Below are 13,185 nucleotides of genomic sequence, written 5' to 3' on the forward strand. Positions count from 1 at the left end.
AGCCCGGGCTAGCCGGCGTGGGGCAGCCCGAGCACGCCGTACAGCGCGAGGTCGAGCTGCCGGTCGACCTCGGCCAGCGCGTCCGGGGCCTGCCCGGTCGCCCAGGCGCGCAGCGCCGTCTCGATCGCGGCGTGCACGTGTGCGCGCGCCGCGCCGAGCGGTACGTCGGCGCGCAGCTCGCCCGTCGCGCCCGCCTCGGCCAGGAGCCCGTCGAGCTGCCGGCAGGCCCGCGGCCGGCGCAGCGGCTCGACGTTCAGCAGCGCCTCGTGGCGCACCGGGAGGGCGTAGACGAAGCGGGCCAGCTCCTCGCGCTCGAGCGTCCGCTCGGCGACCTCCCGGGCCAGGGCCCGCACCCGGGTGGAGACGTCGGGCGTCGTACCGTCCGGCCCGGCGGCGCCGTCGGCGTGGACCCGGTCGACCTGGGCCGCCGCCTGGTCGTCGAGCAGCCGGGTCAGCAGCGCGGCCAGGATCTCCTCGCGCTCGGAGAAGTACTTGTAGAACGTCGCCCGCGAGATGCCGGCCTCGCGCGCGATGTCCTCGACCCGCACCGCGAGATAGCCGTGCTCGGAGAACAGCCGCAGCGCGGTCTCCACGACGGCATCCCGGGTGTGTCGGGCCCGGGCGCGGCCGCGCGCGACCGGCGAGCGGTCGGGCAGCGGGCTCGGGTGCGTCACGCGTCCAGCGTACACGCGTGTGCACATCTGTCTACTCCGGCGGCCGCGGCGCCGTCTAGCCCGGGTGGCCGGCGACGGTGCGGCGCGCGAACGCGCGCAGCGCGTCGGCCAGCACCGTGGTGTCGACCGGCTCCGCGTGCCCGGCATCGGGCAGCTCCAGCACGGTGGCGTCGCGCGCGACGGCGGCCAACCGGTGGACGTCCGCGACCGGGACCACGGCGTCCCGGACCCCGTGCGCCAGCAGGACCGGGACGTCGAGGGCCGCCACCGTGGCGAGCGGCGCGAAGTCGGCGAACCGGGCCCCGATGACGTGCTCCACCACCCGCAGCGAGACCGGGACGAGCGGGCGCGGGACGCCGCCGCCGGTCAGCAGCCGGGCCATCACCTCCCGCGGGTCCGCCATCGAGGAGAGGCTGATCACCGCGGCGATGCGCGGGTCCTCGCGGGCCGCCAGCAGGCACGCCCCGGCGCCCACGGAGTGGCCCACGAGCAGGACCCGGTCGGGGTCGATGCCGGGCTGCTCGCGCAGCCACCGGACGCCGGCCGCCAGGTCCGCGGCGAAGCTCGGCATCGAGGTGAACTCCGCGTCGTCGCTGCGGCCGTGACACCGGGCGTCCAGGAGCAGGGCGTGGACGCCAGCCTCGATCAACGGCTGGGCGACCGGGGCCATGTCCGCCGCCGCGCCGCCCCAGCCGTGCAGCACCACCGCGCCGGGGGCACCGGGGCGGCCGTCCGGGCCGTCGTCAGGGGCGTCGGGGGCGTCGTCGGGTCCGTCGTCGGGTCCGTCGTCGAGACCGTCGTCGGGTCCGTCGCCGGGGGAGTCGGGTCCGCCGTCGGGGGCGTCGGGGCCGCCGTCGAGGCCGCCGTCGGGGCGGCAGAACCAGCCCCGCAGCGTCCCGCCGTCGAGGCCGAGCAGGCTCACGTCCGTGGCGACCAGCCCGACCGGTGCCGCGAGCCCCCGGCGTACCGCCGGCCGACCGTAGCGGGCCTTGATCCGCCCCAGCACCATGCCCCGACGCTACTGGACAGCGATGTCTCGGATCTCCGCTCTCCGCTCTCCGCACGATAGTCCCTGACCTTTGCGCGCCTGGGAGCGCTCCCAGACCACACAAACGTCAGGGACTATCGGCCCGGGCGAGGGGAGGGGCGGTGTCGGTCAGTGCGGGTCGTGGTTGGCGTAGGGGTCGCCGTCGCACATGTCGTAGGCGCCGCCGACCGCCGGGTCGACCCACCCGACGCCGGACACGTAGACCAGGGTCCGGCGGCAGTGCCGGCACCGGGCCCGGCTCCCGGCGGCGTGCTCCACCGCCGGGGCCGGGCCGCGGCCGGGGACTGCGCCCCGGCCGCGGCTCGCGCCGGTCATGACGGCCGGTCTGCGGGCACCGAGACCGCGCCGGCCCGGCTGTCGTCGTACGCCGGCCCGCCCTCGTCCTCCCCGTCGCCGGTGTCGCCGGTGTCGCGGTGGCCGGGCCACCAGGCCCACCGGCCGAGCAGCGCGGTGAGGCTCGGCACCAGGATCGTCGCCATGACGAGGGCGGCGACCAGGATGCCGATCGAGACGGCGAAGCCGATCTGCATCAGCGAGGCGATGCCGGTGAGGAGCAGCGAGGTGAAGGTGCCGGCGAGGATCAGGCCGGCGGCAGCGATGGCGGGGCCGGCGTGCTCGACCCCGCGCGCGGTCGCGACCCGTGGCGGGCTGCCGGCTCGCCGCTCCTCCCGCAGCCGGGCGGCCATCAGGATGCTGTAGTCGGTGCCGACCGCGACCACGAACAGGTAGACGATCACCGGCAGGGTCGACTTCAGGCCGGTCTCCCCGAACAGCCCCTGGAACGCCCCGACGGTCACGCCGAGGGTGGCCGAGAAGCCGAGCATGACGGCGGCGAGCAGGTACAGCGGCGCCACCAGGCTGCGCAGCAGCCAGGCGAGGAGCAGCCCGATCGCGAGGGCGGCGGCCGGGAAGACCACCAGGTAGTCCCGGTTGGTCGCGTCGCGGATGTCGACGCTGGACGCGGTCTGGCCGCCGACCAGCACCTGGTCACCCGCCCCGGACTCGTGGGCGGCCTCGCGGATCGGGCCGTCGACGGCGTCCAGCGCCGCGTTGGAGTACGGGTTGTCGGCCAGGATGACGTCGATCCGGGCGGTCCGGCCGTCCGGGCTGTAGATCGGCTCCTTGACCGCGGACACACCCTCGGGACGGGCGCTGTCCCGAGCGAGGGCGGCGAGCGCGTCCTGGTCGATCGGCTGGTCGCCGGTCACGTAGACCTGGGTCGGGGTGATCGAGCCGGCGGGGAACGACTCGCGCAGCTGCTCGTAGGCCTGGCGGGACTCGGCGTCGGAGGGCAGCTGGTTGATGCTGTCGTAGTCCGCGGTGTAGAACAGCGCACCGCCGGCCAGGGCGAGCAGCGCACCGCCGGAGGCGAGGGCCATCACCGCGGGCCGGCGCGAGACCAGGCCGCCGATGCGGCGGTACGTCGACTTCGTCGGCGTGGTCTGCCAGGACTTCGAGGGCCAGAACACCCGGGGACCGAGCACCGCGACGACCGCGGGCACCAGCGTGACGCCGGCCAGCCACATCACCGCGACCCCGATCACCAGGCCGGGAGCCATGGTCTGCAGCGAGCCGAGCTCGGAGAGGCCGAGGGCGGAGAACGCCATGATCACGACGAACGCGGCGAAGGTGATCACCTCACCGACCTTCCCGACGGCGTGCACCACCGCATCGGGGTCGCGCTCCCCCGCCCGCAGCCGCTCGCGGTAGCGGAACAGGGTGAACAGGATGTAGTCGGTGCCGATGCCGAAGAGCACCACGGTCAGCAGCGGCGGCAGGTCGAGGCTCACGTCGAAGCCCAGTCCTTGCGCGGTGAGGGCGATCAGCGAGCTCGCGATGCCGAAGACCAGCGCGATCGAGGCGAGCGGCAGCAGGGCGGCCACCGGGCTGCGGAACATCACCAGCAGCAGGAGCAGGATCAGGCCGATGGTGGCGATGCCGACCGTCATCTCGGCGGTGCTGTGCGCGTCGGCGTCGTCGGCCTTGATCGCCGCGTCGCCGGTCATCCCGACCTCGAGGTCGCTGCCCTCGAGGGCCTGGGCCGCCTCGTCGCGCACGGTCTCGGCGGCGTCCATCACCCGCTCCTCCCCCGAGCTGCCCTCGAAGCCGACCTGCCCGAGCTGGAGCTTGCCGTCCGGCGAGAGCGACTCCGGCGCGCCGGTCTGCGCGCCGCGTACACCGTCGATGCCGGCGGCGTTCAGGTCCTGGACGACCGCGCCGACCTGGCGCTGGTCGGTGGCGGTGAGCCGGGTGCCGTCCTCGCGGCTGAAGACGAGCAGCGCGGTGGCGCCCGACCGGTCGGGGAAGGCGGTGCGCGCCAGGTCGTCGGCCTGCGCGGACTCGTAGGAGTCGGGCAGGAAGCTCGCCTCGTCGGAGTTGGTGACGTCCCCGAGGCGGGGGGCGAAGGGCACGATCGCGAGCGCGGCGATCAGCCACGCAGCGATCGTGACCCAGCGGTGTTGAACGATGAAGCGGGCCAGCGTGTCGAACATGAGGACCTCCAAGTCTCGATTGACGCGAGTGTAGACACGTGTCTCGTCAGATGACAAGACGGGTGTGTAGCCGCGCGCCTGACGAGGCGGCGGCGGGGTGGGGCGGACGCGGCCGGTGGCCTAGGGTCGGGTCGTGGACGATCACGCCGCCGACCTCCTCGCTGCCGTCGCCGAGGTCGCCCGGGCCGCCGAGGCCGCGGACGGCGCGGCCCCGCTGGACGAGGCGACCTGGCTGGCGCTGCGCCACCACCCGGAGCGGGTGCGGTCCTGGGTGCGCGCGGGCGGGTTCGCGCTGGTGATCGGGGCCGACCTGAGCCTCGTCGTACACCCGCAGGCGCGGGGCCGCGGGCTGGGCGCGGGCCTGCTCTCGTCGGCGCTGGCGGGGCTGTCCGCCGGGATGCCGCTGGAGGCGTGGTCGCACGGTGACCACCCGGCCGCCGCGGCCCTGGCTCGGTCGCACGGGTTCGAGCGGGCGCGGGAGCTGTGGGTGATGCGCCGGCAGATGGCGTCAGCGTTGCCGCAGCTGCGGGCGCCGGACGGGGTGACGGTGCGGGCCTTCCGGGCGGACTCCGGGGATGCCGAGGAGGTGCTGCGGGTCAACGCCGCCGCGTTCGCCCACCACCCCGAGCAGGGCTCGATGGACGCCACGAACCTGGCCGAGCGGATGGCCGAGCCGTGGTTCGACCCCGACGGGCTGCTGTTGGCGACCTCGGCGGCTGCGGATGGTGGCGAGCAGGTGCTGGGCTTCCACTGGACCAAGGTGCATCCGGGCGATGCCGGGGCCGGGGCCGGGCCCGGGGTCGAGGTCGGGGAGGTGTACGTCGTCGGCATCGACCCGGCGGCGCAGGGGCGCGGGCTCGGCAAGGTGCTGACGCTGGCCGGGCTGCACCACCTGGCCGGACGCGGCGTACCCGAGGTGCTGCTCTACGTCGAGTCCGACAACCGGCCCGCGATCGCGGTGTACGCCGGCCTCGGGTTCACGCACGCCGACGACGACACGCACGTGCAGTACCGCCGCTAGCTCGCGCGACGTACGGGTCAGGCGGGCTGCTCGGCAGAGAGCTCCACCGCCGCCGGGCCACGGCGCGGGCGCCGGGCGGAGAGCAGCCGGTCGAGCTCGTGCTGGAGGCCCCAGATCTCCTCCTGGTGGCGCCAGCGGCCGATCGCGTCGGTCGGCTCGGGGCCGACCGCGGCGAGCGCGAGCCGCAGCTCGGCGATCCGCGCCGTCGCACGACGCCGTCGCACCCACATCCTCGTCACGAGCGGGGTATACCCCGCCGGCGACGGATCCACACCCGCGGACACACGCGCAGGCTAACGCCCGGTGGCCGTCGGGTCGCGGAGGCTCGCGGTGCGCCGGCCGCTCGAGAGCACAGCGGGATCAACCGGAGGCTCATCGACGCCACCGCGCCGTGCCCACGAGCCGCAGCCGGGCGCCGAGGGCAGGCTCACGCCCCGAGCCACCGCTCCGATCCCGTTGTCGTTTGGTCACCAACCGCAGCTCCGAGCCGTGACCGGCCACCTTTGGTGACCAAACCACAACGGTTTCAGCGCAGCGGGCGGACGTGCAGGCCGACCTCGGGGTCGACCACGACCTCCTGGGCCGCCGGCATGCCGTCGACGGTGAGGGGGGCGTCGAGCGGGACGTTGCGCTTGACCATGGCCAGCGCGATCGGGCCGAGCTCGTAGTGGCGCGCGGAGGTGCCGACGAAGCCGACGACCTTGCCGTCGGCGGGGTCCCCGAGCAGCAGGTCGGCGCCGACCGGGGGCAGCCGGTTCTCCGAGCCGTCCAGGTGCAGCAGGGTGAGCCGCCGCGGCGGCCGGCCCAGGGTGTGCACCCGGGCGACGGTCTCCTGGCCGCGGTAGCAGCCCTTGTCCAGGTGCACGGCCGGGCCGATCCAGCCGGCCTCGTTGGGGATCGTGCGGTGGTCGGTGTCCAGGCCCAGGCGCGGCTCGCCACGCGCGATCCGGAGCGCCTCGAACGCCCAGAGGCCGCAGGCCGGGCCCGCGGCCTCGGCGTACGCCGTCAGCTGGTCGCGGCGGATCAGCTCGTAGCCGGCGTACGGGCCCTCGGCGCTGGCGGACGGGCGCCAGGTGACCGCGAGCTCGTCGGTGACGTCGGCGACCTCGACCCGCATCATGAACCGCATCCGGTCGAGGAACTCCACCAGCGCGGCGGCCGCGCCGGGCTCGGTGTGGGCGGTGAAGGCGCCGTCGTCGCCCCCGCCGTCGTCGTAGCCGAAGAAGGCGTGCTCGACGTGGCCCTGCGGGCTGAGCACCAGCGCGCCGGTCCACAGCCTCGGGGCGAGCGCCTCGAAGTGCTGGGTGGTCAGCGAGTGCAGCCAGGTCAGCCGGTCCGGGCCGGAGATGCGGACCACGTCGCGGTGGGAGAGGTCGACGAACCCCTGGCCGGACTCGAGGGTGCGCTGCTCGCCGTTGAACGAGCCGTAGTGCGCGGCCACGTCACGGTCGACGCCGTCCCCGGCCACGGCTCCGGGCAGGTCCAGCAGCGGGCTCCTCATCGGTCCTCCTCGCAGTCGGTGCAGCGGCCGAAGACCGCCAGGTGGCCCACGTCGATGACGAAGCCATGGTCGCGCACGAGCCGCTCGGCGAGCGGCCCGATCACTTCTGGGTCAACGGAGACGACCTTGTGGCAATTCCGGCAGACCAGGTGGAAGTGCTCGCGGTCGGTCACCGAGTGGTACGTCGGCGCCCGGTCGGACAGGTGCGCGTGCCGCACCAGGCCGAGCTCCTCGAGCACCTCCAGGGTGCGGTAGATCGTGGAGACGTTGACCGCGCTGGACTGGGCGTGCACCTCGGCGAGCACCTCGTCCGGCGTCGCGTGGCCGAGCTTCTCGACCGCCTGCAGCACCAGCTGGCGCTGCGGGGTGAGTCGGTAGCCCTGCTCCCGCAGCCGCGCCGCGAGCTCCTCGGTCACTGCTCCTGCCTCATGGTCGTGGTGGTCCTGGGCTCACGCGCCGGGGGTCACTGCCGGACCAGCCGCGCCCACAGGTGCGGCTGGAGCGGCTGGCCCATGGCCGCCATGTCGTAGGCGTACAGCAGGTCGCCCTCGACGTTGCCGTAGAGACGCTTGCCGCCGGTGTACTCCTTCGCGGACTCGGTGCGCACGACCGCGTCGGTCGTCAGCTCGAGCTTGCCGTCGGCGGCCTCGCCGTACCAGACCTCGGCGAAGCCGGTGTTGTGGGTGAGCAGCAGCTCGACCCGGCCCTCGGGCTTGCAGCGCAGGAAGCCCGCCTCCTGCGCGGCCTCGCGGACCTTCTCGCCGGCGTCGTCGACGATCCAGGCGCGGGCGAAGTAGTGGAAGAACGGCCGGCCGTCGTGGGTGAAGACCAGCTCCTGGCCGTACTGGAAGCCCTCGATCGTCGGATAGTCGCCGTGCCCGCGGCCGCCCCAACGGCCGAGCAGCCAGGCCACCGGTCCGCAGTCGGGGTGCAGGTTGTCGGGGAGCTCGAACGGCATACCGACACTCTAGGGTGGGCGACATGGCACGCCCACTCGTCGTCAAGGTCACCTGCGGAGCCGACGACCCGGAGCGCGCCAACCAGGCCCTCACGGTCGCCGCGATAGCGCTGAGCGCGGGGGCCGAGGTGAGCCTGTGGCTGACCGGCGAGGCGGCCTGGCTGGGCGCGGGGCGGGGCGGGTTCGCGCTGCCGGAGGCGACGCCGGCGGCCGACCTGGTGGCGGCGGTGCTGGCGGCCGGTCGGGTGACCGTGTGCACCCAGTGCGCGGCGCGACGCGGGCTCGGCCCGGACGACCTGCTCGAAGGCGTGCGGATCGCCGGGGCCGCGGCGTACGTCGAGGAGGTGCTGGCCCCCGATGTGCAGGCGTTGGTGTACTGAGATTCGGCACCACACCGGCCCCGGCAACCCCTAGGCTCGCGGGTGATGGACTCGAACGATCCCGGCCCCACGCGGTGGTGGCAGCGCAAGCAGGACCAGCCGTCCGACGAGGCACCCGAGCGTCCCTCGGGCCCGGCCGAGCAACGGACCCCCGCCGACCTCCAGGCGGCGATCGACCGCACCGCCGAGCTGCGGCGACGCGCCGAGCAGGCGGCCGCCGAGCAGGCCGCCGAACGGCTGGTCGCCGAGGAGTCGGCGCGCGAGGCCGCGCTGGCCCGGATCGAGGCCGACCAGCGGGCGGCCGAGCACGCGGCCGCGGCACAGGAGGCGTACGACGCCCGCCGGGCCGCCGAGGAGGAGGGCGCCGCCCACGCAGCCGAGCGCACCCGCCTCGAGGAGGCCGCAACGGCCGCGGTCGCCGCCCGCGCCGAGGCCGAGGAGGCGTCCCGAAAGCTGGTGGAGACCGCGAAGGTCGCCACCGCGCTCCGGTTGGCCGCCGAGCAGGCCGCCGCCCAGCAGTCGGTGGACCGCACCGCCGCCGAAGAGGCCGCCCGCGACGCCGAGGCGCGCGCCGAGGCCGCAGCCGCCGCCCGCGCGGAGGCCGAGGAGGCCGCGCGCGCCCAGGTCGAGGCCGCGGCGAGCGCCGCCGCCGCGCGCGAGGCTGCCGAGCAGGCCGCCCGCGAGGCGGTCGAGGCCGCCCGCGTCGCCCACGAGGAGCGCGCCGCCGCGGAGGCGCGCGCGCAGGAGCTCGCCGACCGGCTCGCCGCCGCCGTGGCGGACCGCGAGGCCGCCGAGCAGGCCGCCGGGGAGCGAGCCGACGCGCAGGCCGCGTCGTACGACGAGCGGCTGGCCGCCGCGCTGGCGGAGCGCGAAGCCGCCGAGCAGGCCGCTGTCGAGCGGGCCGACGCCCAGGTGGCGTCGTACGACGAGCGCCTGGCAGCCGCCGCCCAGCAGCACGAGGAGCAGCTCGCCGCCGGCGCCCGGGCGCGGCAGGCCGCCGACGAGCGCGCCAGCGCGCAGGCCGAGGCGCGCGCCGCGGCCGAGGCGGCCGCCGAGGAGCACGCGACCGCCCGCGCCACCGCGGAGGAGGCCGCCGCCGAACAGACCCGGCTGGCCGCGGCGGCGCACGGCGCGCGGCTGAGCGCCGAGGAGGCCGCCCGGGCCCAGGCCGAGGCCGCGACGACCGCCGCCGCCGCGCGCGAAGCCGCCGAGCAGGCCGCGCAGCAGGCCGCGGAGGCAGCACGGCAGGCGCACGCCGACCGCGCGGCCGCCGAGGCGCACGCCGAGGAGCTGCTCGAGCGGCTGGCCACCGTGACCCGGTCGTACGACGAGTTCGTGCGGGGCGCCACCGAGGCTCGGACCGCGGCCGAGGACGCCGCCGCCCAGGCCGCCTCGGCCCGGTCGGACGCGGAGCGGTCCGCGGCGGAGCAGGCCCGGCTGCGGGCCGAGGCCGACGAGGCCGCCGCCGAGCACGCCCGCCGCGCCGACGAGGCGCACACCGCCCGGCTCGCCGCCGAGGAGGCCGCGCGGGGCCGCGCCGGCGAGGCCGAGGCCGCGCAGGCCGCCCGGGCCGCCGCCGAGGACACCGCCCGCGAGCGGGCCGCGGCCGCCGCCCAGGCCGCCGCGGCGGAGGAGGCGGCGCACCGCACCGCCTCCGACCTCGCCGAGGCGCTGCGCACCGCCCACGAGGCCCGGATGGCCGCCGACGCGGCCGCCCAGGGTCAGGCCGAGCGGGCCCGCGAGGCGCACGAGGCACGGGCCGCAGCGGAGACCGCCGCGGCCGAGGCCGCGGCGGCGCGCGAGGCTGCCGAGGAGTCCGCCCGCGCCCGGGCCGCAGCCGCCGAGGAGGCCGCGGTCGGCCGCGAGGCCGCCGAGCAGGCCGCCCGCGACGCGGCCGCCCAGGCCGAGGAGGCGCAGTCGGCGCGCGCCGCTGCCGAGATGCGTGCCCACGAGCAGGCCGAGGCCGCAGCGCGCGCCGCGACCGACCAGACCGGCGCCCACCAGCGCGCCGAGCAGCAGGCCGAGCAGGCCGCGTCGGCCCACCAGGCGCGGGCCGCCGCCGACGCCACCGCCCAGGAGCACGCGACCGCCCGGGCCGCCGCCGAGCAGGCCGCGGCCTCGGCCGTCGCGGCGCGACAGGCCGCCGAGGAGGACGCCCGCGCGCACGCCGACCTGGCCCGCCAGGCGGCCGCCGACCGGCAGGAGGTCGAGGAGCAGCTGCAGCAGGCGCTGGCCGACCTGCAGGCCGCGATCGCCGCCCGGTCCGCCGCGGAGACGACCGCCGCCGAGCAGGCCCGGCTGCGGGCCGAGGCCGAGGAGGCCGCCGCCCAGCGCGCCGCGGACCGGAGCGCCGTCGAGGCCGCCGTACGCCGGCAGGCCGAGATCGCCGAGGAAGCGATGCGCGAGCGGGTCGAGGCCGAGGAGAAGGCCCGCTCGCTCGCCGCCGAGCTCGAGCAGGCCCGGGCCGAGGTCGCGGAGCTGCAGTCCCAGAAGCGCGGGTTCTTCCGCGGGCGCTGAGTCCGGTGGCGCGATGGCGACAGGTGGGCGGACCGCCGGCCCTGCCGGGCCGGCGCAAGGCCCGGTGGATCGGCCCCACCAGGGCCGTCCCGGCCACCGCACTTCGCCGGAGCGGGTCACCCCGCGCCGCTGACCGGACGCCCGGACTGGACCGGTCGGGGGCATTTCTAAGAACCGGACCCGGCCGATCCGGATGGTGCTGAAGATGGCCGCATGGCTGCCTCGGACGCTTCGGTCTGTCCCCGGTGCGGGCATGCCCAGAAGGTCTCCGTCAGCACGACGCGACGGATGATCCGCAAGGTGCGCGGCAAGCCGGTGCGGGCCACCTGCGGCCAGCCCACCGACCTCGGCTGGGCCTGCCCGTGCCGCAGCCGGTTCCACGCTTCTCGCGGCGCGCTCACTGACGCCCGGCCCTGAGGCGCCGACCCTCCGCTGATCCACAGCGGGCCTCAGAACGCGCCCGTCCACAGAGCGCCGGTCGGCCGGTCGCGTCCGTCCGCGGCCGCGCCGACGATGTCCGGATGGACGAGTTGGCACGGCTGCTGCAGGAGCAGGACGGGGTGATCGGGCGCGCCCAGGCCCTCACGGTCGGCGCCACGCCCACCTCGATCGCCCGCGCGCTGCGGCGCCACGACTGGGTCGCGGTGCATCCGGGCGTGTACGTCGAGTACACCGGCCCGCTGACCTGGCAGCAGCGCGCCTGGGCGGCGGTGCTCGCCTGCTCGCCCGCGGCGCTGTACGGCGCGTCGGCCCGGCGCGCCCACGAGGGCCCCGGCCGGCGCGACCACGACGACTCGGTGATCCACGTGGCCGTCGACCGCGACCGTCACCTCGTCACCCCGGCCGGGACCCGGCTGCACCGCGTGGCGGGCTTCGCGGACCGGGTTGCGTGGAACCTCGGGCCGCCGCGGATCCGCTACGACGACACGGTCCTCGACCTGGCCGCCGGCGCCCCCGCCCGTCTCGGCATGGTGGCCGCGCTCGCCGACGCCTGCGGAACGCGCCGGACCACCGCCGCCCGGCTGCTGGACCGGCTCGGCGAGCGCTCCTGGATCCCGCACCGCGACCTCCTCCGCGCCGTCCTGGCCGACGTCGCGGAGGGGACCTGTTCGGTGCTGGAACACGGCTACCTCACCGAGGTCGAGCGCGCTCACGGCCTGCCGGCGGGCGAGCGCCAGGCGGCGCGGGTCACCGGCGGGAGCACGTCGTACCTCGACGTCCGGTACGCCGCCCTCAACCTGGTCGTCGAGCTCGACGGACGGCTGGTCCACGGCACCGCGGCCGCGCGTGACCGCGACCTGCAGCGTGACCTCACGACGGCGGTCGAGGAGGCCGGCACCACGCTGCGGCTCGGCTACGGCCAGGTCTTCGACCGGCCCTGCGCGACCGCGGCGGCGGTGGCGGGCGTCATGCAGCGGCTCGGCTGGGGCGGCACGCCCACGCCCTGCGAGAAGTGCGGTGGGTCGGATGAACCAGCGGGCTGATCCGATCCACCGCGCTTTCCGGGCGTACGGGCGCGGGCCCCCTACCGGCGCCCCAGCCCGCTCAGTGCAGCGCGGACTTGAGCTTCGCGGCGATCTCGGCGGTGGCGGCGCGGCTGGTGCGGCCGGCGCCGACGATGTTGAAGAAGCCGTGGATCTGGTCGGTGAAGCGCCGCAGCTCGACCGTGGCCCCGGCCTCGGAGAGCCGGCGGGCGTAGGCCTCGCCCTCGTCGCGGAGCGGGTCGAAACCGGCGGTCGCGACGTACGCCGGCGCCAGGCCGGCCGGCAGCTCGGCGTACAGCGGCGAGACCCGCGGGTCGCGGGGGTCGGTGCGGCCGATGTAGGAGGTGTTGGCGAGGTCCATGAACGCCTTGGTGAGGTAGAACCCGTCGGCGAACAGCTCGGCGCTGGCGGTCTCGCGGACCGCGTCGGTCGCCGGGTAGACGAGCAGCTGGAACGCCAGCGGCAGCCCGGCGCGGGCCGCCTCGATGGCCACCACCGCGGCCAGGTTGCCGCCCGCGGAGTCGCCGCCGACGGCGAGCCGGGCGGGGTCGGCGCCCACCTCGCTCGCGTGGTCGACGAGCCAGCCGTGGGCGGCGAGCGCGTCGTCGTACGCCGCCGGGAACGGCCGCTCGGGCCCGAGCCGGTAGCCGACCGCGAGCACCCGCACCCCGGACCGCTCGGCCAGGAACCGGCAGGACGCGTCGTGGGAGCCCAGGTCGCCGTACATGAAGCCGCCGCCGTGGAAGAACAGCAACAGCGGGCCCGAGGCCGCGGCGCCGGTCGGCGTGTAGAGCCGGGCCGGGCGGTCGGCCACGGTGAGGTCGCGGACGGCGCCGATCCGCTGCCGGCCGCCGGTCATGCCGGCGTGCCGCCGGATGGCGGCCCGGCCCTCGGGGATCGGCAGCGTCTCGGCGCCGGGCTCGCGCACCAGCCGCTGCATCCGCAGCATCAGCTGGGTATCGGCCGCGAGGGTCTGGCCGTCGCGGACGATCGCCCGGCCGCCCAGCAGCCGCTGCACCCGCTCGGGCAGCCCCATCGCAGCCCGCAGAGCCAGCGTCTCGACACGGATCTGCAGGCGCTCGGTCCAGCGCGGGGCGTTGGTCACGAACG

General features: G+C 76.5%; 14 protein-coding genes. 5 read left to right on the forward strand and 9 right to left on the reverse strand.

Features of this window, described 5'->3' with window-relative positions; genetic code table 11:
• Positions 1–8 precede the first annotated feature (8 nt).
• The 4 genes from NOCA_RS26140 to NOCA_RS22955 all read right to left on the reverse strand — a co-directional run bounded on the left by NOCA_RS26140 (position 9) and on the right by NOCA_RS22955 (position 4,214).
• On the reverse strand, positions 9–674 hold the full coding sequence (locus NOCA_RS26140; protein ID WP_011757671.1) for a TetR/AcrR family transcriptional regulator: 666 nt from the start codon (positions 672–674) through the stop codon (positions 9–11).
• Positions 675–729: 55 nt separating this feature from the next.
• Complete coding sequence (locus NOCA_RS26145; RefSeq protein WP_049774458.1) at positions 730–1,683, reverse strand: alpha/beta hydrolase; 954 nt, start codon at positions 1,681–1,683, stop codon at positions 730–732.
• A gap of 147 nt (positions 1,684–1,830) precedes the next feature.
• Positions 1,831–2,037, reverse strand: a complete 207-nt coding sequence (locus tag NOCA_RS22950; RefSeq protein ID WP_041546854.1) for a hypothetical protein — start codon at positions 2,035–2,037, stop codon at positions 1,831–1,833.
• On the reverse strand, positions 2,034–4,214 hold the full coding sequence (locus NOCA_RS22955; RefSeq protein WP_011757673.1) for an MMPL family transporter: 2,181 nt from the start codon (positions 4,212–4,214) through the stop codon (positions 2,034–2,036). Before NOCA_RS22955 ends, NOCA_RS22950 begins: the two co-directional genes overlap by 4 nt.
• A gap of 133 nt (positions 4,215–4,347) precedes the next feature.
• On the opposite strand from NOCA_RS22955, the gene mshD reads away from it, so the two are divergent.
• Positions 4,348–5,235 (forward strand): mycothiol synthase, encoded by an 888-nt coding sequence (gene mshD, locus NOCA_RS22960; RefSeq protein ID WP_011757674.1) that lies wholly within the window; start codon positions 4,348–4,350, stop codon positions 5,233–5,235.
• A gap of 17 nt (positions 5,236–5,252) precedes the next feature.
• Here the strand turns inward: mshD and NOCA_RS22965 are convergent, their stop codons facing one another.
• The 4 genes from NOCA_RS22965 to NOCA_RS22980 all read right to left on the reverse strand — a co-directional run bounded on the left by NOCA_RS22965 (position 5,253) and on the right by NOCA_RS22980 (position 7,694).
• Positions 5,253–5,459, reverse strand: a complete 207-nt coding sequence (locus NOCA_RS22965) for a hypothetical protein (protein WP_148217941.1) — start codon at positions 5,457–5,459, stop codon at positions 5,253–5,255.
• A gap of 302 nt (positions 5,460–5,761) precedes the next feature.
• Positions 5,762–6,736 carry a CAF17-like 4Fe-4S cluster assembly/insertion protein YgfZ gene (gene ygfZ, locus NOCA_RS22970; RefSeq protein ID WP_011757676.1) on the reverse strand — a complete coding sequence of 325 codons (975 nt, stop codon included), beginning with the start codon at positions 6,734–6,736 and terminating at the stop codon, positions 5,762–5,764.
• Positions 6,733–7,152 carry a Fur family transcriptional regulator gene (locus NOCA_RS22975; protein WP_011757677.1) on the reverse strand — a complete coding sequence of 140 codons (420 nt, stop codon included), beginning with the start codon at positions 7,150–7,152 and terminating at the stop codon, positions 6,733–6,735. Before NOCA_RS22975 ends, ygfZ begins: the two co-directional genes overlap by 4 nt.
• 47 nt (positions 7,153–7,199) lie before the next feature.
• A complete protein-coding gene (locus NOCA_RS22980; RefSeq protein WP_011757678.1) occupies positions 7,200–7,694 on the reverse strand; it encodes an FABP family protein in 495 nt (164 codons plus the stop codon).
• A gap of 23 nt (positions 7,695–7,717) precedes the next feature.
• Between NOCA_RS22980 and NOCA_RS22985 the strand changes: the two genes are divergently transcribed.
• The 4 genes from NOCA_RS22985 (at position 7,718) to NOCA_RS22995 (ending at position 12,075) form a co-directional block, all read left to right on the forward strand.
• Positions 7,718–8,074, forward strand: coding sequence for a DsrE family protein (locus NOCA_RS22985; protein WP_011757679.1), 357 nt, complete (start codon positions 7,718–7,720; stop codon positions 8,072–8,074).
• 45 nt (positions 8,075–8,119) lie between these two features.
• Complete coding sequence (locus NOCA_RS26150) at positions 8,120–10,591, forward strand: hypothetical protein (protein ID WP_011757680.1); 2,472 nt, start codon at positions 8,120–8,122, stop codon at positions 10,589–10,591.
• A 288-nt stretch (positions 10,592–10,879) separates the two neighbouring features.
• Complete coding sequence (locus NOCA_RS28520; RefSeq protein ID WP_274378264.1) at positions 10,880–11,008, forward strand: hypothetical protein; 129 nt, start codon at positions 10,880–10,882, stop codon at positions 11,006–11,008.
• 104 nt (positions 11,009–11,112) lie between these two features.
• Positions 11,113–12,075 (forward strand): type IV toxin-antitoxin system AbiEi family antitoxin domain-containing protein, encoded by a 963-nt coding sequence (locus NOCA_RS22995; RefSeq protein WP_011757681.1) that lies wholly within the window; start codon positions 11,113–11,115, stop codon positions 12,073–12,075.
• 61 nt (positions 12,076–12,136) lie between these two features.
• On the opposite strand, the gene NOCA_RS23000 is transcribed toward NOCA_RS22995, so the two are convergent.
• On the reverse strand, positions 12,137–13,180 hold the full coding sequence (locus NOCA_RS23000) for an alpha/beta hydrolase (RefSeq protein WP_011757682.1): 1,044 nt from the start codon (positions 13,178–13,180) through the stop codon (positions 12,137–12,139).
• Between the last annotated feature and the right edge of the window lie 5 nt (positions 13,181–13,185).

This window comes from Nocardioides sp. JS614, assembly GCF_000015265.1.
GTDB lineage: Bacteria > Actinomycetota > Actinomycetes > Propionibacteriales > Nocardioidaceae > Nocardioides.

Coding starts and splice junctions, on each gene's coding strand:
- NOCA_RS22950 (WP_041546854.1), bottom strand. CDS start 2,037: ATGACCGGCGCGAGCCGCGGCCGGGGCGCAGTCCCCGGCCGCGGCCCG.
- NOCA_RS22995 (WP_011757681.1), top strand. CDS start 11,113: ATGGACGAGTTGGCACGGCTGCTGCAGGAGCAGGACGGGGTGATCGGG.
- NOCA_RS26150 (WP_011757680.1), top strand. CDS start 8,120: ATGGACTCGAACGATCCCGGCCCCACGCGGTGGTGGCAGCGCAAGCAG.
- NOCA_RS26145 (WP_049774458.1), bottom strand. CDS start 1,683: ATGGTGCTGGGGCGGATCAAGGCCCGCTACGGTCGGCCGGCGGTACGC.
- NOCA_RS28520 (WP_274378264.1), top strand. CDS start 10,880: ATGATCCGCAAGGTGCGCGGCAAGCCGGTGCGGGCCACCTGCGGCCAG.
- NOCA_RS22955 (WP_011757673.1), bottom strand. CDS start 4,214: ATGTTCGACACGCTGGCCCGCTTCATCGTTCAACACCGCTGGGTCACG.
- NOCA_RS22985 (WP_011757679.1), top strand. CDS start 7,718: ATGGCACGCCCACTCGTCGTCAAGGTCACCTGCGGAGCCGACGACCCG.
- ygfZ (WP_011757676.1), bottom strand. CDS start 6,736: ATGAGGAGCCCGCTGCTGGACCTGCCCGGAGCCGTGGCCGGGGACGGC.
- NOCA_RS22980 (WP_011757678.1), bottom strand. CDS start 7,694: ATGCCGTTCGAGCTCCCCGACAACCTGCACCCCGACTGCGGACCGGTG.